The organism is Paenibacillus sp. FSL R5-0527 (assembly GCF_038008055.1).
GTDB lineage: Bacteria > Bacillota > Bacilli > Paenibacillales > Paenibacillaceae > Fontibacillus > Fontibacillus macerans.
The window spans coordinates 5135509-5160769 of sequence record NZ_JBBOYI010000001.1; the positions used below are offsets into that span (position 1 = coordinate 5135509).

Consider the following 25261-nt stretch of genomic DNA (forward strand, 5'->3'; position numbering starts at 1 on the left):
AATAACACCTACCCTTCTTGCGCGGAACGGCGCGCCGGGGACAAAGCGGCGATAAAAGGCTCAAGAATCGCTTTCAGCTCGCTTTGCGCCGTTTCCATCTTGCATTCATGAAGCAGCGCCTGCACCCGGTCCACCGATTGGCGGAGCATGGACATCAGCTGTTCCTTCACGTTGTACTTGACCAGCAGGAGCGACCAATCCCGCTCCCCGACCTTCCGCTCGGCAATCGATTCAAGATCCTCGGCGGTACCGGTCTCCAGGATGCGCAAAAAAGCGTATCCCTGGCGGTTCTGAGGAAGCTCGCCGCTCGATTTCATCTCGTCCAGCATCACTTCGCAGCGGCTTAATTCGGCCAGCAGCAGGCGCCACAAATTTTGCGCCGGCTTGTCCAGCAGATGGGAAAAAGAAAGAAAAAGCCCCATTTTGACATGGACGCATTCTTTCAGGTACTCTTCCGCGGACAGCAGCCTCCTTTTAAGCTTGCTGTACAGTTCGACCTTCAGGCGGTTCACCTCGCAAATCGCCGCGCTCATGGAGGACACCATGCCGATTTCTCCGGCCTGGGCCAGCAGGTCGTAAAACACTCCGCTGAAATAATCGCCCGCCAGCACCTTGAGCTGGCGCGAACGCATGGCGGTGGTTTCCCTCCCCGAGCGTTCCTCCACATCGATCAGATCGTGCGTATCCATGCCGAGCTGAACGAGAAAAGCAGCCAGCGCGCAGGTTTCGGCCGCATCCGCCGCCCGGCTCTGCCGGTCGTTTAAAAAGGCATAAAGCAAACGAACACGGGGCACCGGAAAATCCGGAAGCGCCGTGTGGGCTGAGATCATGTCATAGGAGACATATTTTTTTGCCAATTCTGTTATGCGATAAGGTTTCATCCTTTGCCTCCGTCCGAGCCGCTTGTTCTTACCACGTTTCAAATTAAAAATAGGTCGTAATCTTGTATATTATATCACATGTTAATTCCCTGCGCACAGAGGTTGGACGCGCAGGATCCCGCCAACCGGCCGGGCGGCAATCGCGGCGGGAGCAAGCCTCCGGCGACGGCGGCGGCCGGTTAACGGCCCGCCGGTGCGCGAAGAAAACGCGACATCCACAGCTGCGTTTCAGTCACCCTTAGCCGCTGCCTCAGCGCCTCGGACAGCTGACGGTCGCCCGTTTGCCGCAGCTCCGCCAAATCGGTTGTCCGCCAATAGCTGCGGCGGACATCGGCGGCGAGCAGCAAATATTTCGTGCCGAGCCAACGGTCCTCGGCAAACAGCCGCAGCAGCAGTTGATCGACGTTGCTCGTCCGTTCGAACGAAAACGCAAGCATTTCCGCCATCCCTTGATAAATGCGGTCGGCGCTGAAATCCTCCTCGGTGACTTTAAGGTCCACGGACAAAATGCCTCCGGTCAAATCCACCTTGCCGATCGGCACCGGAAGATCCAGCGAGGAGAGACCGTCCACCAAGTTGTCGTTTGTTAATTCGGCCGGCTTCTGCCCCGCGAACACGGCGGCCGTATGCGGCGGCGTTCCGCTTCGTTCGCCGAGCCACGAGACGAAAGCCAGCGCCGCCGCACAGCCGAGCGTCAGCAGAGCCGTTTTTATGAGCGGTGTATACTTCATGGGGCATCCCCCTTTGATATGCTCGGCCATTCGGCGCGAGGTTATCCGAGTACTCCTATACCCCATTGTACATAGAAAAAAAGCAGGCTATGCCTGCCGAAAGAAAATTCACTCTTCCGTATCGATCGTACCGTATTTCGTGTAAACGACAGCCTTGCCGCGAATCTTCACCGCGGAGGTGTGGTCCGTGAACTGGGCGATCAGCACTTCGCCCTTATCCAGTTTCTCGGTATGATGAAAACGGGTATCTTTGCCCCGGGTCAGCCCGATGACGGTAACTCCCTGCTCCTTGGCTTTAATCACCCAATAATCCCCGCTGGCCGCGCCATATTCATTTCCGCCTGCTTGCTGATGGTTATCCATATTTGCCGCGCCTCTCCCTTCAACTTATCTTTGTGCCATGCTTTGGTTCACGCGAAAAGAAAAAGCCGTGAACGAGAAGCCCACGGTCTTTTTGTGCACGGAAGATATGTAGAAATCTTTATTTAATTCCGTCTTTGAGCGCTTTGCCCGGCTTGAACGCAGGGATTTTGCTCGCAGGGATTTCGATTTCCTCTCCGGTTTGCGGGTTGCGGCCTTTGCGCGCGGAACGCTCGCGGACTTCAAAGTTGCCGAAGCCTACCAGTTGAACTTTGTCACCGTTCTGAAGCGCCGTAGAAATCGCTTCGAAAACAGCATCCACCGCTTTCGTCGCATCTTTTTTGGACAACTCCGTGCTTTCTGCTACTTGAGAAATCAAATCGGATTTGTTCATGTTGATTCACCTCCCACTGCAGGAAAATAATACCTCTTGCTATTTGTGTTTCCGTTTTACCGCAGAATATACGTAATTTTCGTATCCTATGCGTACAAATCCCCTAAAAAATACCGAAATGGCACGTTCCCAGGGGCTTCGGAACAAATTTATAGTAATACAGCCCATGCATAATTTCAAGTGATTTCAAGGCGTGAAGCCGAATTTTCCGTAATCGGCCGGCATTTTCTCCAGTTCTGCACGACAAAAAGCCTCTGAAGCATCCCGATTTGCGGTCTGACTTCAGAGGTTTTTTTCGAAAGCAAGGTTATTTCCCAAGCCACATCTGTTCCATCTGTTCAAGCGATCTGCCTTTGGTTTCGGGAACCTTGCGCCATATAAAGACTACAACGAAAAGCGAGATGACTCCGAATGTCCAGAAGGTATTGGACGGACCGGCCGAACTCAGCAGCGGAGGGAATAACTGGGATACCAGATAGTCGCCGGCCCACAATGCCATCGAAGCGATGGCGACCGCTTTGCCGCGAACGCGATTGGGAAAAATCTCCGAAATCATCACCCATACGATCGGTCCGAGCGATATGGCATAGGCGGCCACGTAGATCAAAATCATGATCAGCACCAGCGGTCCGGCGGTCAAATCCATTTTAAAAACGGCTCCGATAATGGCCAAACAAATAGTCATTAAGGAGGTGCCGATCATCAGCAAAACTTTTCGCCCCGCTTTGTCGATCAGCCATACGGAGACGATGGTAAACAACACATTGATCAACCCGATCCAGATGGTCTGGGTCAAAGAGGCGTCCGTACCGAGACCCATTCCTTTAAAAATAACCGGCGCGTAATACAAAATGGCGTTGATGCCGGTAATATGCTGTATAATGGCGAGCATAACACCGATGAAAAGAGCAACCCGAATGCCGGGAGCGAACAATTGTTGGAATGAATCGCTCTCGTTTTGGAACGATTCCTTGATTTCAAGCACTTCCTGTTTAGCGGCTTCTTCACCGTGAATTTTCAGCAGTATCGGCAGCGCTTCATACGGCCGATTCTGTTTAATAAGCCATCTTGGACTTTCCGGTATAAAAAACATCAAGATCATAAAGACCAGCCCGGGAACGGCTCCCGCGCCGAACATCCAGCGCCAGGCCGTCGAGACGCCCCAGGCTTCATCCCCCATGCTGACGATCCACGAATTTTGAAAATAAACCAGGAAAATGCCCGTAACGATCGCAAGTTGATTTAAAGCAACCAGACGGCCCCGGTATTTGGCGGGAGCGATCTCCGCGTTGTACACCGGGCAAATGGTCGAAGTGATCCCGATCCCAACGCCGCCGATCATGCGAAAGATAACATACCCGGTGAATGTGTCTTGAAGCGCCGAGCAAATCGAGCCGACGACGAACAAAAATCCGGCGGCCAGCAATACCTTTTTTCTGCCGATCCTTTCACTCATGTAGCCGGATAAAGCCGCCCCCGTGACACTCCCGACAATCAGACTTGACACCGCCCAGCCAACCTGAAATTCGTTCAGCGAAAAACGCTGCTGCAGGAAGTCGATTGCCCCCGAAACAACCGCGATGTCGAAACCGAACAGGATACCTCCGAGCGCGGCTACGATGGATACCAGCGTAACAAAGAGCATACTCTGTTTTTCCCCTTGAAGCGCTTTCTGTTTAGCGCTTTCCGACTTAATGGCTACTGCCATCTTATCATCTCCCCTCCGGATTTTCCGTTCTTCAAGGAAAAGTTTAGCATGCGCTTAGCTAAGGAAGGGGGGTTATCGTCTGCACTAAACGGACCTTTTCATGCACGATTTTGGCTTCGTCTCCCGAATTGGAGGCGTGGGGGCTGAACCTAGCATTACTTTCACACTCGAGCTTAAAAAAATCCATGCCGATGGCCGGCATGGACGAATCAGTCTATTATTTTTGGCCTTTGAACTCGGTAGGCGGGACGCCCATGATCTTCTTAAACACGCGGCTAAAATAGTTCGGGTCCTTATACCCCACTTCAAAGCTGACTTCCTTAAGGGTAAGATTGCCGGCTTTAATCAGAGAAATGGCCTTGTCAATGCGCAGCCGGGTTACGAAGTCGATGAACGTTTCCCCGTATTCCTGCTTAAAAATTTTGCTGAAGTAGTGAGCATTCAAATGGACGTAATCAGCCACTTCTTCCAGCGAAAGATCATCGGTGAACCGTTCCTCGATATACAATTTCGCCCTGGCCAGTACGGACAGCGTTTGGACCTCCCGCTGTTCACGCAACCGTTGCAACGCCGACATGACGTAGGTCTGCTGCTGGATTCCTTTCGCCGCTTCGACGGCAAGCAAAGAAGCGTTTCCGGCCTCTGACGGCTGCAGTTCGTCAAAGCGGCAGTAACCCTCGCCTTGCTTGTGCAGGGTGGAGGCAAAAACGGCTTCGAAATAGGACTTGCGGAACCCTTCCTCGCCGCTATGCAGCGATCCGATGCCAATGGCCGTCTGTATGCCAAGCTGCTGCCGGGCCAGATCGTGGAGCTGGCGGACAAGGCATTCGACCAATTGCCGCCAGCCGTTGTCTCCGGTGGCGGGCGGCTTTCGCAAAAAAACGGCGATATGATGGTCGATCAAGGAGCTGACAAGGGAATCCGGGCCGTGCGTTTTTACATAACTGCGGAAATGATCGTAAATTTTCTTTTTGTCCTGCTCGTCCGTATAGCTTTCAAAGGCGGCAACGATGGCGCTCCCCCGGTCAAGCCGAAAGTCCAGCCATTCCGACAGCTGGGAAGCGCTGGAATCCACCGTCTGGTCGACCATAAGCATTAAAGCCAGCTCGTTTTCCGCGAGCGGCATCAGCTGAGAAATTTTGTGCCTAAGCTCCAATTCTTCTTTGCGTCCCCGCTTCTCGCGCTCAATTTCATCAATCAGCCTTTTTAGCGTACCGACAACCATTTCCCGCTTGGCCGGCTTCAGGATATATTCCTTTACGCCCAAAGAGAGCGCCTCCCGGGCATAGGCAAAATAGTCATAAGCGGTGACGAGCACGAATCGGGTATCGGGAAGACGCTCCTTTAATTCGCGAAGCGCTTCAAGCCCGCCGATGCCCGGCATGTTGATATCCAACATGGCAATATGGGGCCGGTGCTCTTCCGCGCATTCGATCGCCATGCGGCCGTTGCCGGCATGCATAAACCGGAATACCCCCGGCATGGCCCGTTCCACGGTCAGTTCCAGCCCCTCCCTTTCCAAAGCCTCGTCATCCGCGATCAACAACCGATACATCCGTCCGCTCACTCTCCTTCCTGGCCGGAATTCGTATTGTTATGGCTGTGCCTTGTCCGGCATGACTGCTGATTTCTACCATTCCTTCCTTTCCGTAAAACAACTGCAGCCGCTTAAACACGTTTTGCATTCCCAGTCCTGTTGAACCGCCGTTTTCGGCTCCGCTTTCGAGACGGAGCGCGGACAGACGGGTTTCTTCCGGCATGCCCTTTCCGTTGTCCGAAATTTCAATCTGCACATCCGTACCCGTTCTCGACAACGTCAACGCGATTACGGCTCCGTCTTCCAAATCCTTCACACCGTGAAGAAAAGCGTTCTCAATGAGCGGCTGGATCGTCAGGGCCGGAATTTGCTGCTGCAGCACGGAAGCGTCATAGTGAAAATCAAAGCGAATTCTGTCCCGGAAACGCGCCTGCTGGATGGTTACGTATTCGCGGATATGATCCAGCTCTTCCTGGAGAGTGACGGGCTTGTCCAGCTTTTGCAGGCTGTACCGAAGCAGATTGGACAGCGAAACGATCAGGTCGCTGGTCTCCTCCGCCCCTTCCAGAATCGCCATTTGCGAGAGCACATTTAAGGTATTGAACAAAAAATGCGGATTAATTTGATTTTGCAGGGCCCTAAGCTCCAATTCCTTCACGAGCCGCCGCATTTCCAGGCTCTGTTTGTCCTTCTCGATGAGGATGTTCAAATCGGCGGACATTTGCGAAATGGCCTCCGACAATACGCCAAGTTCATCGTCCCGCCGCGGCTGGGGCCCGATATTCAGGTCGCCCGTGGCGATCCGTTTCGCCAGCCCGACAAGCCGGCCGACAGGGCCGGTAATGCTGCGCGAGACCCAGATCGCAAGCAATACCCCCATCAGCGCGTTCATGCCGAACAACGCCGCTCCAAGTCCGTTCATTCGCGCATTCTGCTTGCGGATATTCTCGATGATCGGCCGGTAATAAGCCAGTTCGGCGTCGATCAGCCGCTGTCCCTCCTCATGGATGTAGCCGACGGTTTTCTCCGCTTCAATATAATGTTCAAAAGCCGACCCGGGATCCTGCGTATTCGCATCCAAAACGGCGGCTTGTTTCTGCTCCAGAAATGTGACCAGCAAGTTCATGTAGTCCTCCTCGAAGAAAGAAGAATCCGCCGTGCCGGAGACTTCCCGGATTCTGCCTTGCAGCTGCATCAATTGGCGTTCTGCCGGGCCTTGCACGGCCTTATCGTCGCTTGGATTAAGCAGATATGCGTACAGGAGCTTTAAGTTGCTCTCCGCGCTTTCTGAGGTTTGCTCGATGAGCAGAATGCGGCCAAGCATTTCATCGTAGCTCTGTTGTACGACCTTTCCGCTTTGAAAAACAAAATAAGCGATGAAATTGGCGAACACAACCAGGAGGGGGATGAACAGCAGCAGCTTTGTTCTAATCGTCATCGGCCGCCATCTCCGGACGTTTTGTCGGAAGAGTCCGCATGTATTTCATAAACCCTGGTGTATGTTATTTCCTGGGGATCGTTCCCCTTTAAATAATCATTCAGCCGTTTTATGGCCATGGCCCCCATTTCCACGGGCTGTTGAACAATCGTCAGCTCGATTTTGTTATCTCCGACGGCTTCCAGCGTTTCGGCCATATCGTCAAAAGCGAATATATGCAGACTCCTCGAGCCAATCCGCTCCGCGGCTTCCAGAATGCCAGGGCCGTCCAGCGCACTGAATCCAACCACGTAGCGGATCTCCGGATACCGGGCGAGCATGTTCTGAGCTTGCTGGGCTGCCTGAAGCCGCGAAATGTCCGAGGAGCGGATCTCCACAATGCGCAGCCCGGGATAACGGCCGATCACGGAACGAAAGCCAGCCAGCCTGAGCCGCTGGTTCTCGACGCGCTCGTTGCTGATCACAACTCCAATGTCGCCGCGCTCCCCGGAAGCCTTCGCCACCAGCTCGCCCATCCGCTTTCCGGCCCCCTCGTTATCCGTTCCGACGTAAGCCAGTCTTTGGGAATCCGGCTCATCCGTATCGATCGTGATGACGGGGATGCCAAGTCCGGCCGCTTTGTCGATTAATCGGCGGTATTCCGGATCATTGATGCCTTGAACCAGAATGGCATCCGCCCTGGCGGCGATCGCTTTATCCAGCAGCTTGATCTGCTCGGACGGATTGATGCGGCCCGGCCCGATATAATCGAGCCGCATCCCGTACTGTGCCGCTTCCTTTCGGGCTCCTTGTTCGATGGACCGCCAGAAAAAATTGTCCAATTCCTGCGATATCAAGACCACTTTTGTTTCCGAACCTCCGTCTTTGGGTGAAACCGTCTTCAATTGCTCGGCAAATTGGTGAATTTGAAGTGAAGACAGAGTAAATTGCAACAGCAGCCAGACGAATGGCAGGAAGACAGGGACCAGGATAAAAGTCCATTTACGGTTTGACATGTCTTGCTCCTTTGGAAACTATTAACTTGGATCATTATGTAAGTTTAATATATAAACGCCTGCCGCGATATAAGAAAAACGTCTAACCAATTGCAAATCATACATCTAACTTTATATCCATTTACCTAACCATTCGCTTAACTGCATTTCGTACAACTACTTCTTCGTGTCATTGTCTCTTCTTCGAAAGGTAGCGGAATACTGCAGGTTTTACACTTCATCAAGCGCTGTGGCAGCATTTCCGGATAAGCTGCTGTATGTTTTGCAACTAATCCATTCAACAATGGACCAAGAAAGCTGGAGTAAAGAGCAGGTCCGCCCGGGTAGGCGCTCGGGTAGGGCAATCGCTTTCCTGCAACGGCTCGTTCTGATCCGCGAAGTCGATAGCCGCTTTGCCCAGATCGAACCTGGACGCAGCAAAACAACCGCACGCGGCCAAAGATCAGCACGCGCACGGTCATTGAGGAGGCAATTATATCTACAAAATGATGGCGATGAGGCCGCCGGAACCTTCGTTGATGATCCGCCCCAGCGTTTCCTGCAGCTTGTAGCGGGCATTGTCCGGCATCATGGCGATTTTGCCCTGAATGCCTTCGCGTACGATCGAGTGCAGCGAGCGGCCGAAAATGTCCGATTCCCAAATTTTGATCGGGTCGTTTTCGAAGTCCTGCATCAGGTAGCGGACCAATTCCTCGCTTTGCTTTTCGGTGCCGATAATCGGGGCAAATTCCGATTCGACATCGACGCGGATCATATGAATCGACGGAGCCGTCGCTTTCAGTCTGACCCCGAATCTGGAGCCCTGGCGGATCAATTCCGGCTCGTCGAGCATCATTTCGGCCAGCGACGGGGCGGCGATGCCGTAGCCGGTCGTTTTGACCATCTCCAGCGCTTCGGCAAACCGGTCATATTCCCGTTTGGCATGCGTAAATTCCTGCATCAGCTGCAGCAGATGGTCTTTGCCGCGGATTTCCACGCCGACCACTTCCACCAGGATGCGGTCGTACAGATCGTCCGGGGCGTACAGATCGATTTCCGCGACACCCTGCCCCATGTTGAGGCCGCTGAGGCCGGCCCGTTCGATGAAATCGTATTCCATGAAGTTTCCGACGACGCGGTCGACATCCCGCAGCCGGCGGATGTCCTTCACCGTATCGCGGACGGAGTTTTCATAATTGCTGCGCAGCCAGTGGTTTTCGTTCAGCACCATAACCCAGCTGGGCAGATTGACGTTGACTTCGTGAACCGGGAACTCGTACAGCACTTCGCGAAGCACGCCGGTCACGTCTTCTTCCGTCATCGTCGCCGCGCTGAGCGCGATGACGGGAATATCGTATTTGGCCGCCAGCTCTCCCCGCAGCTGCTGCGCTTCTTCGCTGTTCGGGCGCGTCGAGTTGATGACGAGCACAAAAGGTTTGCCCACCTCTTTCAATTCGGCAACGACCCGTTCCTCCGATTCGACGTAGGAATAGCGCGGAATATCGGCGATCGTCCCGTCCGTCGTAACGACAACCCCCAGCGTGGAGTGCTCCTGAATTACTTTGCGAGTTCCGATTTCCGCCGCTTCCTGGAACGGGATCGGATCTTCGAACCATGGCGTGGAGATCATTCTCGGCCCGTTCTCATCCTCGTAGCCTTTTGCGCCTTCCACGGCGTATCCGACGCAATCGACGAGCCTTACGTTGACCTCCAAACCTTCCGCCACTTTGATCTGAACCGCATTGTTCGGCACGAACTTCGGTTCGGTCGTCATGATCGTTTTTCCGGCGGCGCTTTGCGGAAGTTCATCCACGGCGCGAACCCGGTCCGCTTCATTCGCGATGTTCGGAAGCACGACGGTTTCCATAAAACGTTTGATGAACGTCGATTTTCCGGTGCGGACGGCTCCAACGACGCCCAGATAAATATCGCCCCCGGTTCGTTCGGCAATGTCCTTAAAAATGTCCACTTTCTCCAATACCAATGATATCCCCTCCTCAAATTTCGCCGAAGGAAAAATGCTCCCCGAGCATCCGCTTCGTTGATTTACCAATATTTCGGGCTTCACTGTTACGGCAGGAGCGGCAGCTCCTCTTGCCCATGTCCGCCGCCGTAAACCAAGGCTTGGATCGAAGCTGAACGAAGCGGCGTAAACTCGTACCTGCATTTGGACTAGTAACAGCATATGTACCAGATGCGGAAATATGACGGCATTAACCGTCCAAGCCCATTTTTTTTGCTTTAAGAGGTAGTTCAAAAAGTCATCTTTTGGTCACGAAGCCTTTTGAACTCGCAATTTATCGTCCGATTCGCGCCGAACAAGACGGGCATTTATCCGCCATGCTCCATTTGTATGATTCTATTGAAAAAAGTATGACTGTATAAGCTGCCTAGCAAAAAAGGCCGTCCGGAAAATATTCCGAAGCGGCCTTGCCATCCATCGCCTTACCTGGCCCGCAGTCCGTCAATCCGCCTCGACTACCGGGACCGGCGCCCCGTCGATAAACCGGTAGGGCAGCGACTTGACCGGCACAAAATACGAATTGCCGGTTAATATCGTTCTTAAGTCCTCGCCTTGCTTTGGAGCCGCCTGGGTCTTGTCGATGATTTGCATCATGTCAAAGGCATAGTCCACATATACCGTGCCCTGGGAGTCCATAATGTAGGACAACGTTTCGCCGGAGTATACGCTGACCGGTTCATCGTTCTCGGCCCCGATGAGCGAAAGATCGACCGTATACAGCCCCGGATACGTCTCCCCCGCCTCCTCTCCCGGCAGCCGGCCGCCGTGGGAGGAACGGTAAGCGGTTACGCTCCGCTGGACATCGTTGACCTTTTGCACGGTAGGGAGATCCAGCACTTTTACCGCAGGGTCTACCTCTTCATTGATAACGAGAAAATAGACGCTGCCCCCTTTTTCAAAGGCGGCCGACGGAATTTCATCTAGATATCCCAACCGCTTCAGGCGGTCCAGGTCGATCCGGTACTTCTCGTACCGCGGCGTCTCCTCCCCGGCGGTGATGATCGGGAGAATCCCCTCCCGCTCCTGAAAACGGTCCAGCGCCCGCTGGACGCGGTCGACGCTATCCATATAGGAAACCGGTCCGGCCTGCTGCTCTCCGCGATACATACATCCTGACAGGAGCGTTATGAGGGCGAGCAGCAGCATGCCCAAACCGATTTGCCGTGCCATGGTTTCTTCGAATCTACGGATATTTCGATTTCCCGGCATTGTTCGCTTCCATCCTTTTCATTTCTTTCTTCCGGTTCCCCGATCGGGGCTGTGGCATTATTACCACAATCTGTCGTCTTCCTGCTGTTCCAGCAGTTTCTTGCGTACGGCCGCCTTTAACGGGTCCTCCGGGAGATGGATTTCGGCATTTCCGATCACTTTGGCCTGACAGGCCAGCCGGATGCCTTCCTCCGCCAGCGCGCCCAGCTTGCGCGCTTCCGCCGCAGATAGCGGGGATAACGCGCTCTCGCCCCCCTTCTCCACCCGGACCTTGCACAGCAGACAGGCGGCTTGGCCGCCGCAGCGGGTCGCGATATGGAGCCTAGCCTCCCGGGCCGCCCTCAACACGTTTGTTCCCTGCCGTACCTTCACCTTTTTGCCCTGCGGCCAAAACATGACCTGAACCTCCACCGGCGCGCCTCCTTAAGCTTGTCCGCCGCCGTATTCGCCCCACGGCCCGGACAGCAGCGGGCGATCCAGCACCTCGGCCATTTTTCCGACGATACCGGCCGTCCATTGATTTCTCCGCAGCAGTTCGCGAAGCAGCGGCAAGTGGCGGTCAGCCTCGCCGCGGATAACTTCGGCAATCGCCAAATACCGGTCCGGCCGCGCGCGCAGCACGTTAAAAACAAACTCATGGGCCAGCGGCATCAAGCGAAGCTCCGCCCCGCCCAAGCGGACAAGGGGAGCGTTCTCGTCCAGAATCCCCGCGATTTCGGTCCGGTAAAACGCGCTGTCCGTTTTCACCTCAAATCCGCCGACCAGTTCAACCGTCACGCCGTCAAGCCGGTAATGGCTAAGCAGCGACGCGTACGAGCCGGTCCGGTCTTGCCTGGGGATATCGGTAGCATACTCGCTCATTCGCTCATGCACAAGCCGCGCGTCCCCTTCATCGGCATACACGTCGATATCCCTGGGCCGCGTATCGAGCCGGACGCCCTGCAGCCACAAGCCGCAGCTGCCTCCGAGCAGCCACTTGGCCTCGGCCCCCGCGCACAGCCCGGCCATTTGCCCGATGGCCGCGGTTAGTCCCGGAAATGCATAGCTCCGATTTCCATTCATGTTAACTCCCTCTTCTCTTTCCTGCCAAGAATTTCACGCTGCTTCCTAACGAAATTTATGTGATGGAAACGAGGCCGGTCAGAAAGCCCGCCAGCATGATGACAAAAGCCAGCAACGAAAGGATTCCCTTAACGATGCCTTTCGTTTTCGCCCGTGCAAACGTAATCAAAAACACGGATAATCCCATAATCAAAACGGCTGCGATCGATAGCCACATTTTCGTCATTGCATCCATCGGTTTGATTCTCCCATTTCGTTTGGATTGATATGATCCATATTATAGCATCTCGCCGCTTTATAGGCTACGCGCCGAAGGGACTTAAGAAAAACGTCTACCGACGTACTTGCAAAGAAGACGGATGAAAACTTGAATTTCTATATTCTTAAAAAAACGCCCTGCAGCTTTCACGCCGCAGAGCCGATGTTTGGGGGATGGCCCCATATCATTATTTTTTCATCATCATTTTCATCATGGCTTCCATATTGGCCGGGTTCATGCCGCTCTTTTTCACGGCGTTGACGATTTCCGACACGGTGCTTTCCGAAACGGGGATTTTGGCCATCGCGGACACCTGCTTGATCAGCTTCCGCAGCTCCGCTTCGTTTTGCATCGTTGACGGCTTAACGGTGCTGGCCAGTTTTCTCACCGAACCCTCGGTAATCTTTTTGCCGGTTTTTTTGTTGATGGTATCCAGCGCTTCTTTGGATATTTTGCTCATGCATTCGCCTCCTCCGCTGTCCTCTCCACCAATGTATGAGGACACCTTCGGAAAGGTGAAGCTGTCTATGCAAAACGGGCTCTAGGAATGCCACTGCTCCCAGGTCTCCAGCGACATGACCTCCATTTCGGTCTTCCGGTCGCGCCCCATCAGCGCTTCCACCGCCGTCCGCGGGTCCAGCCCTTCGAACAAGACGTGATGCAGCTGCGCGGCGATCGGCATCTGCACCTGGTATTTCTGCGAAATGGCATGGGCCGCTTTCGTCGTGCGGATCCCTTCAACCACCATGCCCATCGAGCTCAGCACTTCCGGGAGCGGCTTGCCCTGCCCAAGCAGATATCCGGCCCGCCAATTGCGGCTGTGCCGGCTCGTCGCCGTCACGACCAGGTCGCCGATGCCGGCCAGCCCGGAGAACGTTAGCGGATTGGCGCCCATTTCCACGCCGATTCGGGTGATTTCCGCAAGCCCGCGGGTCAACAGCGCCGCTTTGGCGTTGTCTCCATAGCCAAGCCCGTCGGACATCCCGGCCCCAAGCGCAATGATGTTCTTCAGCGCTCCGGCCAGTTCGACCCCGACCAGATCGCGGTTCGTATAGACGCGGAAGTCTGAATTCATGAACAAGTCCTGAGCCAAATCGGCTTGTTCCTCCACCAGCGAAGCGACCACCACCGTGGTCGGGCTGCGCTTGACGACCTCCTCCGCATGGCTCGGTCCGGACAACACGACGATCCGGCCCTCCTCGCAGCCAAGCTCTTCCGAGATGACCGTCGACATGCGCTTGAGGCTTTCGATTTCAAAGCCTTTGGTAGCATGGACTATCAGCATATCCTCGCGCCAATACGGTTTCAGCGAGCGGGCCACCTCGCGCACGGCGGAGGAAGGGGCGACCATGACCACCGCTTTGGCCCCGCTGACGGCGGTTTCCAAATCCGTGGTGGCCTTCAGGTTGCCCGGCAACGCGACCCCCGGCAAAAAACGCTCATTGCGGTGCAAGACGTTGATCTCTTCCTTTTGCGCTTCATTTCGCGTCCATAGGGACACTTCCATATTTTTGTCGGCGAGCACGCTGGCTAGTGCCGTCCCCCAACTGCCCGCCACCAGCACGGCGGCTTTCTCAGACAACTCGTTTTCCTCCTTTGGAACCCAGCTTGTTTTCCTTTCCTTGAACGATTTTGACGATATTCGTGCGATGTCTCCAGAAGGCGAACACGCCAATGATCAGACTCGTCCAAAAGTAGGGGCCGAATTCGCCGGAAACCGCAAGAAAAATCGGCGTCAAAAACACAAAGATCAAGGAACCTAAAGATACGTAACGGGTAAACACAATCGAGAGAATAGCGATGATGCCGGCGTACAAGGCCGGGAAGAAAAAGAGAGTGGCCATCACGCCGATCGTGGTGGCGATCCCTTTTCCCCCGCGAAAGCGAAAATACAGCGGCCAATTGTGGCCGATGATCGCCGCAATACCGCAAAGCGCCGCCGTCCACGCGTCGCCGCCTCCCAGCCAGCGTCCGAGCCATACGGCGGCGATCCCTTTTAATACGTCAAGCGCAAGCACCAAAATCGCCGGACCTTTGCCGAGCACGCGCAGCGTATTGGTCGCTCCGGCGTTGCCGCTGCCGTGCTGGCGGATGTCGATCCCTTTCAAGAGCTTCGACAGGACCACGCTGAAGCTGACCGAGCCCAGCAAATAACAAACAACTACTGCTACGATGGGTAAAATCACCTTACTCTCCCCTAACCTTCATCAGACTTGCGCCGCGTAAACAGCCGGATCGGCGTTCCTTCAAAATCGAAGGCCGCCCGGATTTTGTTCTCCAAATACCGTTCATAGGAGAAATGCATCAGCTCCGGATCGTTCACGAACACCACGACTGTCGGCGGCTTCACGGCTACCTGGGTCACGTAGTTGATACGCAAACGGCGTCCTTTGTCCGTCGGCGGCGGATTGATCGCGATGGCATCGGAAACGACGTCGTTGAGCAAATGCGTCTGCACCCGTTTAGCGTGCTGGTCGGCGACATGCTGCACGACCGGCAGCAGCTTGTGCAGGCGCTGCTTCGTTTTGGCCGACAGGAATACGACCGGCGCGTAGGTCATGAACAGGAAATGGTCGCGGATTTTTTGCTCGAACTGGTGCATCGTTTTATCGTCCTTCTCGACCGCATCCCATTTGTTGACGACGAAGACGGAAGCTTTGCCCGCTTCATAGGCGTAACCGGCGATATGCTTATCCTGCTCGATGATGCCTTCCTCGCCGTTGATGACGACCAACACCACGTCCGCGCGTTCAATCGCTTTCATCGCGCGCATGACGCTGTATTTTTCGGTCGTTTCATAAACCTTGCCGCGTTTGCGCATCCCGGCCGTATCGATCAGGACATAACGCTGACCATCCTTCTCGAAGGGGGTATCGATCGCATCGCGCGTCGTACCGGCAATGTCGCTGACAATCACCCGTTCTTCTCCCAAAATGGCGTTCACCAGTGAAGATTTTCCGACGTTGGGCCGGCCGATGAGAGCTACGCGAATGACATCTTCGTCGTATTCGTCCTCCGTCTCTTCCGGAAGATTGTCCGTAATCGCGTCGAGCAAATCGCCGATGCCTGTTCCATGGCTGCCGGAGACGCCGATCGGTTCGCCGAAGCCCAAATTGTAAAATTCATAGATGTTCTCCATCCGCCCGATATTGTCCACCTTGTTGACGGCCACGATGATCGGTTTGCCGGAGCGGTACAGCAAGGCCGCCACCTCTTCGTCCGAAGAAGTAACCCCCGTTTTGCCATCGCACATAAAGACGATGACGTCCGCTTCTTCGATGGCAAGCTCCGCCTGCATCCGGATCGACTTCAAAATCGGTTCTTCGTCATCCAGCTCAATACCGCCCGTATCGATGATGCTGAAGGGCTTGCCGTTCCATTCCGAAACCCCGTATATCCGGTCGCGCGTAATTCCCGGCTTATCTTCTACAATGGCGAGGCGGTCGCCGATAATGCGGTTGAAAATAGTAGACTTCCCCACGTTCGGCCTCCCGACAATAGCCACTACGGGTCTTGCCATAGACATTCCTCCTAGGTTTGTAAGCGTTCCATCTTATATGATTAAAATCACCTTGTTTCGTCTTAATACACGTATTTCATCATAGCAAAAAAAACATAAAATGGCTAACACGCCCTTAAGTCCCCGGCCCCAAGGCCGGCAAACAAAATCGGCGAACCCGCTTCTTCAGGGTCCGCCGATGATCGAGCCTGCTACACCATTTTATTTCAATTTGCTCAGTTTGTCGCCAAAGCGCTCTCCGAGCGTAATGCTAAGGCCTTGGTTGCTCAGCGAAACATTCGGGTTATCGCCCAAATCTTCTTTTCTCACGCCGCTGCCTTTGGACGGTTTTTCGCTTCTCGGAGCTGGAGCCGGAGCTTCTTCGGTTTCCTTAATGCTGAGGCTAACCCGTTTTTCGGCCGGATTGACGTCAAGCACTTTGACTTGCACCGTTTGGCCTTCCTTCAGCACTTCATGCGGGGTACCGATATGTTTATGCGAGATTTGAGAGATATGAACGAGTCCTTCCACGCCCGGCGCGATTTCCACAAACGCGCCGAAATTGACGAGGCGTTTCACTTCGCCGCTTACGATATCGCCGGTATGGAACTTCTCGGCTGCCGTATCCCAAGGACCCGGAAGAGCGGCTTTGATGCTGAGGCTGATTTTGCCCTTTTCCGGGTCGACTTTCAGCACCTTCACTTTGACCTTTTCGCCTTCGCTCAGAACGTCCGCCGGTTTGTCGACATGGCTCCAGGCGATTTCGGACACGTGGACCAGGCCGTCTACGCCGCCTACGTCAACAAACGCGCCGAATTGCGTCAAACGCTGAACCGTGCCTTCCAGCACTTGCCCTTCCTGCAGCTCGCTCATGACCTTTTGTTTGTTGGCTTCGAATTCCTCGTCGAGCACGTCTTTTTGGGAAAGGATGACCTTATTGTTCTCGCGGTCCAGTTCCTTCACCTTAACGCGCAGCGTACGGCCTTTGTAGTCGCTGAAGTCTTCCACGAAGTGACGCTCCACCATCGATGCCGGAATGAAGCCGCGGACTCCTACGTCAGCCACAATACCGCCTTTGACAACATCGGCCACCGTAACTTCGAACGTCTCTTGGCTGGCGAATTTCTTCTCCAGGTCTTCCCAGGCGTTTTCGCTGTCGATCGCGCGCTTGGAAAGCACGAGGCGTTCTTTCTCGTCGTCGATGCTCACGACTTTGGTTTCGACTTCCTGGCCGACTTGAACGGCGTCCGCCGCATTGTCCAAGTGTACGGAGGACAATTCGCGGATAGGAATAACACCGTCATATTTATATCCAATGCTTACGTAAGCTTGGTTATCCTCGATTTTGACGATCGTCCCTTTGACGGTGTCCCCCTTTTTCAAGGAAACGATTTGTTCCATTTCGTCCTGGCTTGCCACTTCCGCAGCTTCCTGAACATTTTTTGTTTCTTCCGACATGTCAATAACCTCCTCAATTCAAAAACCCATTTATTTAAACCCGCATGAAGCGAAGTTCAAAACATATCTAAAATATAGCTTCCCAAAAGTTCCCCGCCTTCATGCATTGCTCCGGCAGGGCCGGTCATTCTCACAATTTTTTGAGCGCTGCGATGGCCGCCATAATTCTCTCCGTGGCTTGCTCGGCCGCATCCGGAACATCCTTCTCCTTAAATTCGGACAAGTCGACGGGCGGACCATACGCCACCTTTAATTTGCGAAACAATTTATAATCGCCTACGATAGCTACCGGAATCACGACCGCATCGCTGCGAAGGGCGAACGTGGCCGCGCCTTTCTTGCCGATCCCGCCGCCTTCCCCGTTTCTGACGCGGCGGCCTTCGGGGAAGATCCCCATCACATGCCCCGAACGGAGCAGCGTTAACGCCGTTTTGATCGATTCCTTGCTCACGCCTCCCCTTTTGACGGGAAAAGCGCCAAGTTTTGTGATCAGCCAACCGAAGCCAAATATCCGGAACAGTTCCTGTTTGGCCATAAAATGCACCTTGCGTTTCAGCATGACGCCGATGGTCGGCGGATCCAGCAACGTAAGATGATTGGAGCAAAGAAGCACGCCGCCCTCTCGCGGAATATGCTCCAAACCGGTGACTTCAAAGCGAAACAGCAGCTTGTAAAGCGCGCGAAGCACAGCGCGGCAGAAGCGGTAAATCATCTTGTTCCTCTCTCACTTCCATAATTTCTGCACAAGGAAACGATCCGGTCGGCGACTTCATCCAGGGTCATCTCGGTCGTATCCAGATAGGTCGCGTCAGGCGCTTGCCGCAGGGGGGAAACTTCCCGTTCCTGATCCAGACGGTCGCGTTCCGCGATAGAGTTCACCAGTTCTTCGAACGAAACCCGATCCTGCTCTTTCATTTCCTTGTATCTCCGGCGCGCCCGTTCCTCAACGCTGGCCGTCATGTAAATCTTGACTTCCGCATCGGGCAGTACGGTGGTGCCGATATCGCGCCCGTCCATCACGACGCCTTTGCGCAAAGCCATTTGCCGCTGCAGCGAGACAAGCCTGGTTCGCAGCCCCTCGATTTGCGCATATCGGGACACCTTCGCATTTACCGCCATGGAACGGATTTCTTCCGTCACGTCCTGGCCGTTCACAATCACCTGCTGCCCCTGCTCGCCGGGCAATAATTCAATAACCAGGTCGGGGACGATTTGCAGCACTTTGTCCACCTCGTCCGGTTCAATGCCCTGCCGCAGAAAATACCATGTCGCCGCCCGGTACATTGCGCCGGTATCGACGTATACGTAGGACAATCTGCCGGCAACCATGCGGGCTATCGTGCTTTTCCCTGCCCCAGCAGGACCGTCGATCGCGATGTTGATCTTAGCCTGTGATGTTGACGCCTCGCTTGCCAAAGGGGCATTCCTCCTCAAAACTGATCCTCAAGAAAAAAGCAGGCATTGCCTGCGACGTGAAAATTATACCACAGATAGCAAAGGGATGCAAAAGAAACAAAAGGCTTAGCCGCCCGATTTATCCTGCCGGCTTTTCATCACGAAGTAGGTCACGAAGCGGATCGGGCGTCGAATCTTGAATTCAGCCGGGCCTAAGCATAAGCTTCGGCGCTAAAAACCCGGCTTTTTAAACTCGTCCTTATAAAGCGGGGTTCCTTCGAATTGATCCGCCGAAGCGAGGAAGGGCCTGAGTTCGGGAATCCGCAGCAGTCCCTGGAACAGGCACAGCGCCGCAAGCAATGCGATCACCGCCTTCTTCAGCGCCTTTTCAACCTTCCCGGAAAACTCTATAAACAGTGCCGTATATGCTTCGTCATCGTTCATTTTCCGCATCTTCATTTCCTCCTCGCGCCATTTTCACGATCAGCCGTTAATATATAGCTTTTCCAAATGCGAAAAGGAGAAGACCCGCCGGATTAGCGGTTTTTGAAATCAAACTGGCGCTCGAAGCAGTAACGAATCAATTTCTGCCGCTCCATATCGGAGATGCTGACGAATTTGATCATGATCATCGTTTTTCCGGTTTCCAGCTTCTTCGTGCGCACCACTTCGGCTTCGAAAGGAACGTGATCGATCGATCCGTTCTTGAACGAAAGCAGCAGCCAGCAGAACAGCTGGTCGCCTTGAACGAGCTTGTACGTGCCGTCGCAAATAAAAGAAACGCCGCCGCCGCTGACGTCTTCGGTATAGGTAACAAAGCGAAGATTGTTTTTCGTTTTAACGGCGATTTCCAGCGAAGCGACAACCCGCAAAAAATGGCGGCGCTGAATTTTGGTGATCGTCTCCGCTTCCGGTTTGCGGATGCGCACCAGCTGTACGACCTCGTCGGCAAAACCGAGCACATATGTATTAAAGTAATTTTTAACTCCGTCATCGGTCAAAAAATAAATGGAAAGCTCGTCCCCGATGTAAAGCTTCTTGATGCGCCCGCTTCCGCTCTCGATCGGAACCTCGATCAGAAACGATTCTTCTTCCACGTCCGCGATCCGCGATTTACATTCCTTATCCGTATCCTGCTTGTCTGTCGAGGCGACCTGAATGTATACGAGATCGTTCACTTTAGGAAACAAGTTTTCCCACCGTCCTATTTCAGTTGTTGGCTTCCCCCTGATTATATCACGCCTGGACGGGATTGTAGCGGAAATCTTCGCAAAAGCGCATAAATATAAAACGCGAGCGCTTAAAGGCGATAAGCCCTCGCATACTCGCGTGTTCCTTTTATAGGCTGAACTTTGACCTTAGGACTGAACGGCCCCTTTTTTCTTTCTGACTTCCTCGACGATTTCCTCGTTGCCGTTATCCGCATTGATGTAAATCCGGTAGTTCGAACCGTTAATGGCTCCGCCGAATTCGTAAGTAAGCACTTTTTCCGCTTGGTCGTTTTCGATCTGCGCCAACCGGTGATACGTTTCCTTATATTCCGGATTCAAAAATTTGCGGGCTTGCTGCAGCGTTAATTTCGGCGACTTGACCGCGCTTCTGTTCTCGCGCTCGTATACATAGTCGCTGGCCTGCAGCCCGGTTACCTGGCCGTTGTCGAGGGCGACGCGGAGCGTGACTTTTTCGGGGTAAATCAGCACGTCCCCATCTTTGCTTACATACGTGAAGTTCCCCTCGTTGCCGTACTCGTCGTAGGAAACCGGGGTTAAACCGGAATAGCCTTTGCTGGCCAAAAATTCGTCGGCGCGGGTTTTGGCCGTGTTCATATCGACCGTTTTCTGGCCGATGGGCCGGTTATAGTTGTAGGAAATCAAGTGTCCGCCGTTTTTCGTAAAATCGAGCGACCAAGCTTCCCCGTCGCGTCCTCCGGGAACGTTCGCCGTGTATGAAGCCCATTCCGTACCGCGTCCGTTTTCCGCCACCTGAATCGCCGACGGATCTTTCATCCCCGTAAAATCAGCGGCTTTACGCTGGATCTCCTGAATCGTGACCGGTTTGCCCCCCAGCTTTTTGACCGACCGTTTGTTGTACATGCTGGAAACGGACGGCCCCCAATCGAGCTCAGGGTATTCGCCGACTCTTTTGTCCACCGTTTTGAAGCCGTCGATAATCGTGTTGTCCCGGGGTTCTCTCTCGCTGGCCAACGCCGTCTCGACGTCCATCCAACGCAGGCGGTTGGCGATGACCTTGTGCTGAACGCCTTGCAAATCCTGGGAGATTAGCGCCGAGCTTTTATACAGCTCCTTCAGGTTTTTGATCTCGTTATCGGTCAAAGGCTGCTTGGTTAAATCACGGACAGCCGTCTGATAGGAAAATTTCGAGATCCGGGACAAAAACTCCTCCGTTTTGTTAAAGGGTAATAAAGTTAGCGGGAGCTGGTTGATTTCGTTTTGCGCCTCGCTCGTAATCCGCCACACGTTGACCAGGCTTTTCCGATGCGATCCGGTGGAAGCCGAGTGAACCGCAAGGGTATTGCCCAATTCGGCATGCAGTTTGTCCATATGGTAGGACAGATCGTGAAACGCCCGCTGATACTGGTTTTCCGCTTTGATCAAGATCGAATTCTTTTCCTGGTTTTCCTGGTAGCCCCATACTAAGGCGCCGATCAATAAAATCGCCGTAACCGGAAATAATATCGCACTCAGACGTGTATACATTAGGCTAGTGCTCTCTCCCTTCTTTAACTGGTTGGAATTAGTTTGACAAGAAGGAAGGAACTTTATGCATGCTAAAGAGGTCGTTCAAAAAGTCTGTTATAATGGCGTTTCTTCTTCGATTTCGAAATCGTGCCGATTGTTGCACAAGCATTGCTTAAATCCGGTTTCGATATGGCCACGCTCTTTTTTACCGCGCAGCACAAACCGTTCTCCGCATGATTTGCACGTGATTTTCACCTTGACGCGCACGAAAAAGGCACCCCTTTCCAGTTCATAAAGCCGCAAGTTTCGCAGCCATTCCTGAAAATAGGATGCCCTATTCGTCCTAAAATTAATCTTGCCCCTTGGCCCCCGTCGTCAAGCGAAACGGCGAGCGGCTGTTCGCCCGGGTCATTTTGCCCAATCCGCCGTACCACAACAAGACCATTAGAGGAACGATGTACCAGAGCCAATATTGGGTCGTATTATTAAGAATCCAGTCGTACACCCCATGGTAAATAATCGGCAGCAACAAGGAAAAAATCAAAAACTTCCGGCTTACCGCACCTTCCGAAAACTTGGCCCGCCCCAAATAATATCCCATCATGACGCCGAACATGGCATGCCCGGAAACCGGGAGCAGCGCCCGCACCAGCAAAGATCCAAGCGTGGCATGGCTGGCAAAGGCGTAAATGACGTTTTCGACCGTGGCAAAGCCAAGCGAAATCGCCGCCGCATACAAAATACCGTCATAGGGTTCGTCAAATTCCGTATGATTGTAGATCATGTGATACAGGACAAACCACTTGAAGGCTTCCTCGACGCCGGCCGAAATCCCGAACGAGGAAACCCATGGATTGTCGCCAAGCCACAGCGTCAAGCCGCGCTGAATGATCATAACCGGCAATACGATCAAAAAGCCAAGCATAAATACTTTGACGACCATATGCAGCGGCTCCGTGTCATACTTGTCCTTAAGATAAAAATAAGTAAGCAGGGCAAGGCCGGGAGCTACCGCTGCAGTGGCAATAGAGAAAAAGAGCAACGGTAATCCCCCCTTGTCTGCCGCTTGCTGTTCCTTGTCTCTCTCTCATCATGAATCCATACTCGCGTTCCTGGCACGCCGATTAATCCTGACGTTTGAAATGGCTGCAAATAACCTCGATCGCGTTGTCGGCCATGACCAGATTTCCGTATTCTTCAAGCATCGCCGTAGTGACCGACGTCGCTTCGCCAAACTCGGCCAATACCGCGATTAAAGCCGGATGTTTGCCTTCATCCAACTCGTCAGGCTCCAGTTGAAGAACCCATTTCCCATTATATTTATACAGTCTGCCAGCATTTTGGAGCATAGGCTGCAAAACGTGAGCTGCTTCGATCAAGTTTTCGAAATCGTCAAACGAATACAGAATCGTGTCGCTTTGTTCCAGCGTTACTTCCATTTCATAAACTTCTTCCGGCAGTTCATCCTCATATGGCGATCCGATCCCGTGATGATGATGATCGTATTTACCGCGCGTTACGATGACAACCATCCCTTGAGCGGGGAGGGCGAACACTTCCACGGCGAGAGGGCCCGTGGCGTCAAAGCCCACTTCGTTATAAGCCTGATCCATCATTTCGGTGAACAGGTCGTGGACTTTTGGAATTTCCTGCCACATGTCCTCTTTCTGAATGCCGCGTTCGCTCAAGTCGTCGAACGTGAGGAAAATCCGTATTTTATCCTGGCCAAGTCTTTCTATCTTCATACAGGATCCTCCTCTCTTTATACCGTGTAATAACAGATTATGAAACCTGCTGTAATGTGTGATGGAAATGGTTCTTTGATATGTATGTTATCATTTATTCACCTTAAATGCACGTAATAAAATAGACAAAAAAGAATCATTTTCCGCCGAACTTTACCGCAGCGGAAAATGATTCCGTCATTTTGGAGGTTATAGTCCCGGAATAACCGTATTCGTCTCCTTTAGGATCGATTCCACTTCCCGGCGCACATCCGCGTCGCCTTTAATAAAATCGGTGATTTGCTTTAAATTGTATTCCTTCGAATGTTTCTCATCGGACGCAGAAACCGAACTGGGATACACCTGGGCGTTTCCTGCCCCGGCCCGATGTTCTTCGGTTGCCTTGGAAGTATACCCCTTATGATGCGATTCGGAACCTTCCGAACCATGCCGCCCTTGCCCGCCTCCCAGGAAATCGGATTTCAGACCCGCAAGCTTCAGGGCGCTCCCCGCCCCATTCATGATGGACATCATCCCGCCTCTCCGCCGCGAGGCCCACATCGCCGCGATGGCTCCGACCAACACTCCGCCTAAAAATGTGGAAGATCTCACCAAAATACCTCCTTAGATATGTTAAAATCATCTGTAGTGTTCGCGGTTTGCGACAAACTCATGCGGCATAAATACAGGAAAGCGAGATGACCCGTTTGCTTTACAAAAAAATCCTGCTCGCCTTGGCGGCTTGCGTTTTGCTCGGCTCTTGCGGCCAGCCCGATTCCCGCGTTAGGCAGCCCGATTCAAGCGCGCCAGGCGAAGAAAATGCGGCGAGTGCCGCCGCTTCCGCGCCGGAGTCTCAAGAAACCGCCGGCTCCCCTGACGGAAACGGAATCCGGACTGTCCCGGAGACGCCGCAGGATGAAAATTCCGCGTCCGGACCGGGAGAGTCCGCCGAAGCGGCGAAGCCGGAGCAGCCGAAGCTGCTGTACCACATCAACAAAGCATACAACGTCGTGCCCAACGAGGAAGAAACCGACAAAAAAGTGGTTCTATTGACGTTTGACGACGGGCCGAAAGAACGGGAAATGATCGAGGGATTGATCGATACGCTGGATAAGCACGCCGCCAAGGCGATCTTTTTCGTCAACGGCTACCGGGTCAAAGCGCATCCCGAGCTCCTGCAGCTTATTCACGACCGCGGGCAGATCATCGGCAATCACAGCTGGGACCACATCGATCTCAAAAAAGAGAGCAAAGCAAAAATGCGCCAACAAATCGAGGATGTGCAAACCATCGTCAAAGAGACGATCGGCGAAGCCCCGAGATTTTTCCGTCCTCCGTTCGGTTCCGGGAACGAGGTTACGCATGGGATCGCCGACGACAACGGCTTGATCTACATGACATGGTCCAACGGGTCTCTGGATTGGGACAGCAAAAACAAAAACAAGCCCGACGCCGTCATTCAAAATGTGCTGGATCAGCTGCACGCCGGAAGCAACATTTTGATGCATGAACTGCCCTGGACCGTGGAGGCGTTGGACGAGCTGCTGACGGAACTGGAAAATAAAGGCTACGGCTTCGTTGACCCCGACAGCATCGGGCCCGCTCCGGCGGCGGATCAGACAGCGGGGCAGGCAGCGGGGCAGGCAGCGGGGCAGACGGACGCCGGCCGGCAGAAAGCGAAGTAACTCGGAACTCGGACGAAAAAGATGACAAAAGCCGCCCAAGCGGGCGGCCTTCAGCAGCGCTAACGGACATCAGAGACCCTAATCGGCCCCCGAACGAAAGATTTCCAAATTGCAAGTTCTGGAATGTATCAGGGCGACAAGTTGTCTAGATTGAAAGTTAATGCAACGATAGTGGAAGGTGATTTTCCCCGGTTTGCTGCAAATTAGGACCACAAATTTCCGTTA

28 protein-coding genes are annotated in these 25261 nt (G+C 53.6%); 1 reads left to right on the forward strand and 27 read right to left on the reverse strand.

Annotated elements, in window-relative coordinates:
- Positions 1-8: 8 nt before the first annotated feature.
- The 27 genes from NYE69_RS22690 to NYE69_RS22820 all read right to left on the reverse strand — a co-directional run bounded on the left by NYE69_RS22690 (position 9) and on the right by NYE69_RS22820 (position 23963).
- Positions 9-881: a heptaprenyl diphosphate synthase component 1 gene (locus tag NYE69_RS22690; protein WP_036621925.1), complete on the reverse strand. Its 873-nt coding sequence runs from the start codon at positions 879-881 to the stop codon at positions 9-11.
- Positions 882-1060: 179 nt separating this feature from the next.
- Complete coding sequence (locus NYE69_RS22695; RefSeq protein WP_124332665.1) at positions 1061-1612, reverse strand: hypothetical protein; 552 nt, start codon at positions 1610-1612, stop codon at positions 1061-1063.
- 108 nt (positions 1613-1720) lie between these two features.
- Positions 1721-1975, reverse strand: a complete 255-nt coding sequence (gene mtrB / locus NYE69_RS22700) for a trp RNA-binding attenuation protein MtrB (protein ID WP_036621922.1) — start codon at positions 1973-1975, stop codon at positions 1721-1723.
- 118 nt (positions 1976-2093) lie between these two features.
- Positions 2094-2366, reverse strand: a complete 273-nt coding sequence (locus NYE69_RS22705) for an HU family DNA-binding protein (RefSeq protein ID WP_036621920.1) — start codon at positions 2364-2366, stop codon at positions 2094-2096.
- Between the two features lie 307 nt (positions 2367-2673).
- Entirely contained in the window at positions 2674-4074 is a 1401-nt protein-coding gene (locus tag NYE69_RS22710; RefSeq protein WP_328272878.1) for a sugar porter family MFS transporter, read from the reverse strand.
- Positions 4075-4291: 217 nt separating this feature from the next.
- Positions 4292-5629, reverse strand: a complete 1338-nt coding sequence (locus tag NYE69_RS22715) for a response regulator transcription factor (RefSeq protein ID WP_328272879.1) — start codon at positions 5627-5629, stop codon at positions 4292-4294.
- Positions 5604-7049 carry a sensor histidine kinase gene (locus NYE69_RS22720; RefSeq protein WP_328272880.1) on the reverse strand — a complete coding sequence of 482 codons (1446 nt, stop codon included), beginning with the start codon at positions 7047-7049 and terminating at the stop codon, positions 5604-5606. The genes NYE69_RS22715 and NYE69_RS22720 overlap by 26 nt, the downstream gene beginning before the upstream one ends.
- A complete protein-coding gene (locus NYE69_RS22725) occupies positions 7046-8044 on the reverse strand; it encodes a sugar-binding protein (protein ID WP_328272882.1) in 999 nt (332 codons plus the stop codon). Before NYE69_RS22725 ends, NYE69_RS22720 begins: the two co-directional genes overlap by 4 nt.
- Before the next feature lie 478 nt (positions 8045-8522).
- Positions 8523-10001 carry a stage IV sporulation protein A gene (gene spoIVA / locus NYE69_RS22730; RefSeq protein ID WP_036627955.1) on the reverse strand — a complete coding sequence of 493 codons (1479 nt, stop codon included), beginning with the start codon at positions 9999-10001 and terminating at the stop codon, positions 8523-8525.
- A 486-nt stretch (positions 10002-10487) separates the two neighbouring features.
- Positions 10488-11255 (reverse strand): hypothetical protein, encoded by a 768-nt coding sequence (locus NYE69_RS22735; RefSeq protein ID WP_051985384.1) that lies wholly within the window; start codon positions 11253-11255, stop codon positions 10488-10490.
- Positions 11256-11315: 60 nt separating this feature from the next.
- Positions 11316-11666 (reverse strand): 2Fe-2S iron-sulfur cluster-binding protein, encoded by a 351-nt coding sequence (locus NYE69_RS22740; RefSeq protein ID WP_328272884.1) that lies wholly within the window; start codon positions 11664-11666, stop codon positions 11316-11318.
- Between the two features lie 12 nt (positions 11667-11678).
- Positions 11679-12317 (reverse strand): hypothetical protein, encoded by a 639-nt coding sequence (locus NYE69_RS22745; RefSeq protein WP_340928054.1) that lies wholly within the window; start codon positions 12315-12317, stop codon positions 11679-11681.
- Positions 12318-12372: 55 nt separating this feature from the next.
- Positions 12373-12552 (reverse strand): DUF2768 family protein, encoded by a 180-nt coding sequence (locus NYE69_RS22750; protein WP_036621912.1) that lies wholly within the window; start codon positions 12550-12552, stop codon positions 12373-12375.
- A gap of 211 nt (positions 12553-12763) precedes the next feature.
- The gene (locus NYE69_RS22755) at positions 12764-13036 is read right to left on the reverse strand and encodes a stage VI sporulation protein F (RefSeq protein ID WP_316561394.1); all 273 of its coding nucleotides are present in this window, start codon (positions 13034-13036) and stop codon (positions 12764-12766) included.
- Between the two features lie 81 nt (positions 13037-13117).
- On the reverse strand, positions 13118-14158 hold the full coding sequence (locus NYE69_RS22760) for an NAD(P)H-dependent glycerol-3-phosphate dehydrogenase (RefSeq protein ID WP_328271158.1): 1041 nt from the start codon (positions 14156-14158) through the stop codon (positions 13118-13120).
- Positions 14151-14762: a glycerol-3-phosphate 1-O-acyltransferase PlsY gene (gene plsY / locus NYE69_RS22765; RefSeq protein WP_328271159.1), complete on the reverse strand. Its 612-nt coding sequence runs from the start codon at positions 14760-14762 to the stop codon at positions 14151-14153. Before plsY ends, NYE69_RS22760 begins: the two co-directional genes overlap by 8 nt.
- An 11-nt stretch (positions 14763-14773) precedes the next feature.
- Complete coding sequence (der, locus tag NYE69_RS22770; protein WP_036621908.1) at positions 14774-16096, reverse strand: ribosome biogenesis GTPase Der; 1323 nt, start codon at positions 16094-16096, stop codon at positions 14774-14776.
- Between the two features lie 201 nt (positions 16097-16297).
- Complete coding sequence (gene rpsA / locus NYE69_RS22775) at positions 16298-17533, reverse strand: 30S ribosomal protein S1 (RefSeq protein ID WP_036621907.1); 1236 nt, start codon at positions 17531-17533, stop codon at positions 16298-16300.
- Positions 17534-17663: 130 nt separating this feature from the next.
- Positions 17664-18245, reverse strand: coding sequence for a lysophospholipid acyltransferase family protein (locus NYE69_RS22780; RefSeq protein ID WP_124332659.1), 582 nt, complete (start codon positions 18243-18245; stop codon positions 17664-17666).
- The gene (gene cmk, locus NYE69_RS22785) at positions 18242-18949 is read right to left on the reverse strand and encodes a (d)CMP kinase (protein ID WP_328271160.1); all 708 of its coding nucleotides are present in this window, start codon (positions 18947-18949) and stop codon (positions 18242-18244) included. The genes NYE69_RS22780 and cmk overlap by 4 nt, the downstream gene beginning before the upstream one ends.
- Before the next feature lie 210 nt (positions 18950-19159).
- Positions 19160-19381, reverse strand: coding sequence for a hypothetical protein (locus NYE69_RS22790; RefSeq protein ID WP_326043525.1), 222 nt, complete (start codon positions 19379-19381; stop codon positions 19160-19162).
- 83 nt (positions 19382-19464) lie between these two features.
- On the reverse strand, positions 19465-20118 hold the full coding sequence (locus NYE69_RS22795; protein ID WP_328271161.1) for a flagellar brake protein: 654 nt from the start codon (positions 20116-20118) through the stop codon (positions 19465-19467).
- Between the two features lie 168 nt (positions 20119-20286).
- Entirely contained in the window at positions 20287-21645 is a 1359-nt protein-coding gene (gene ypeB / locus NYE69_RS22800) for a germination protein YpeB (RefSeq protein WP_328271162.1), read from the reverse strand.
- 96 nt (positions 21646-21741) lie between these two features.
- Positions 21742-21894, reverse strand: coding sequence for a hypothetical protein (locus tag NYE69_RS22805; protein WP_328271163.1), 153 nt, complete (start codon positions 21892-21894; stop codon positions 21742-21744).
- A gap of 82 nt (positions 21895-21976) precedes the next feature.
- Entirely contained in the window at positions 21977-22669 is a 693-nt protein-coding gene (gene prsW / locus NYE69_RS22810; protein ID WP_328271164.1) for a glutamic-type intramembrane protease PrsW, read from the reverse strand.
- Between the two features lie 82 nt (positions 22670-22751).
- The gene (locus NYE69_RS22815) at positions 22752-23372 is read right to left on the reverse strand and encodes a genetic competence negative regulator (RefSeq protein ID WP_036621898.1); all 621 of its coding nucleotides are present in this window, start codon (positions 23370-23372) and stop codon (positions 22752-22754) included.
- Positions 23373-23561: 189 nt separating this feature from the next.
- Complete coding sequence (locus tag NYE69_RS22820) at positions 23562-23963, reverse strand: hypothetical protein (protein ID WP_328271165.1); 402 nt, start codon at positions 23961-23963, stop codon at positions 23562-23564.
- An 86-nt stretch (positions 23964-24049) separates the two neighbouring features.
- On the opposite strand from NYE69_RS22820, the gene NYE69_RS22825 reads away from it, so the two are divergent.
- On the forward strand, positions 24050-25036 hold the full coding sequence (locus NYE69_RS22825) for a polysaccharide deacetylase family protein (protein WP_340928058.1): 987 nt from the start codon (positions 24050-24052) through the stop codon (positions 25034-25036).
- Positions 25037-25261 lie beyond the last annotated feature (225 nt).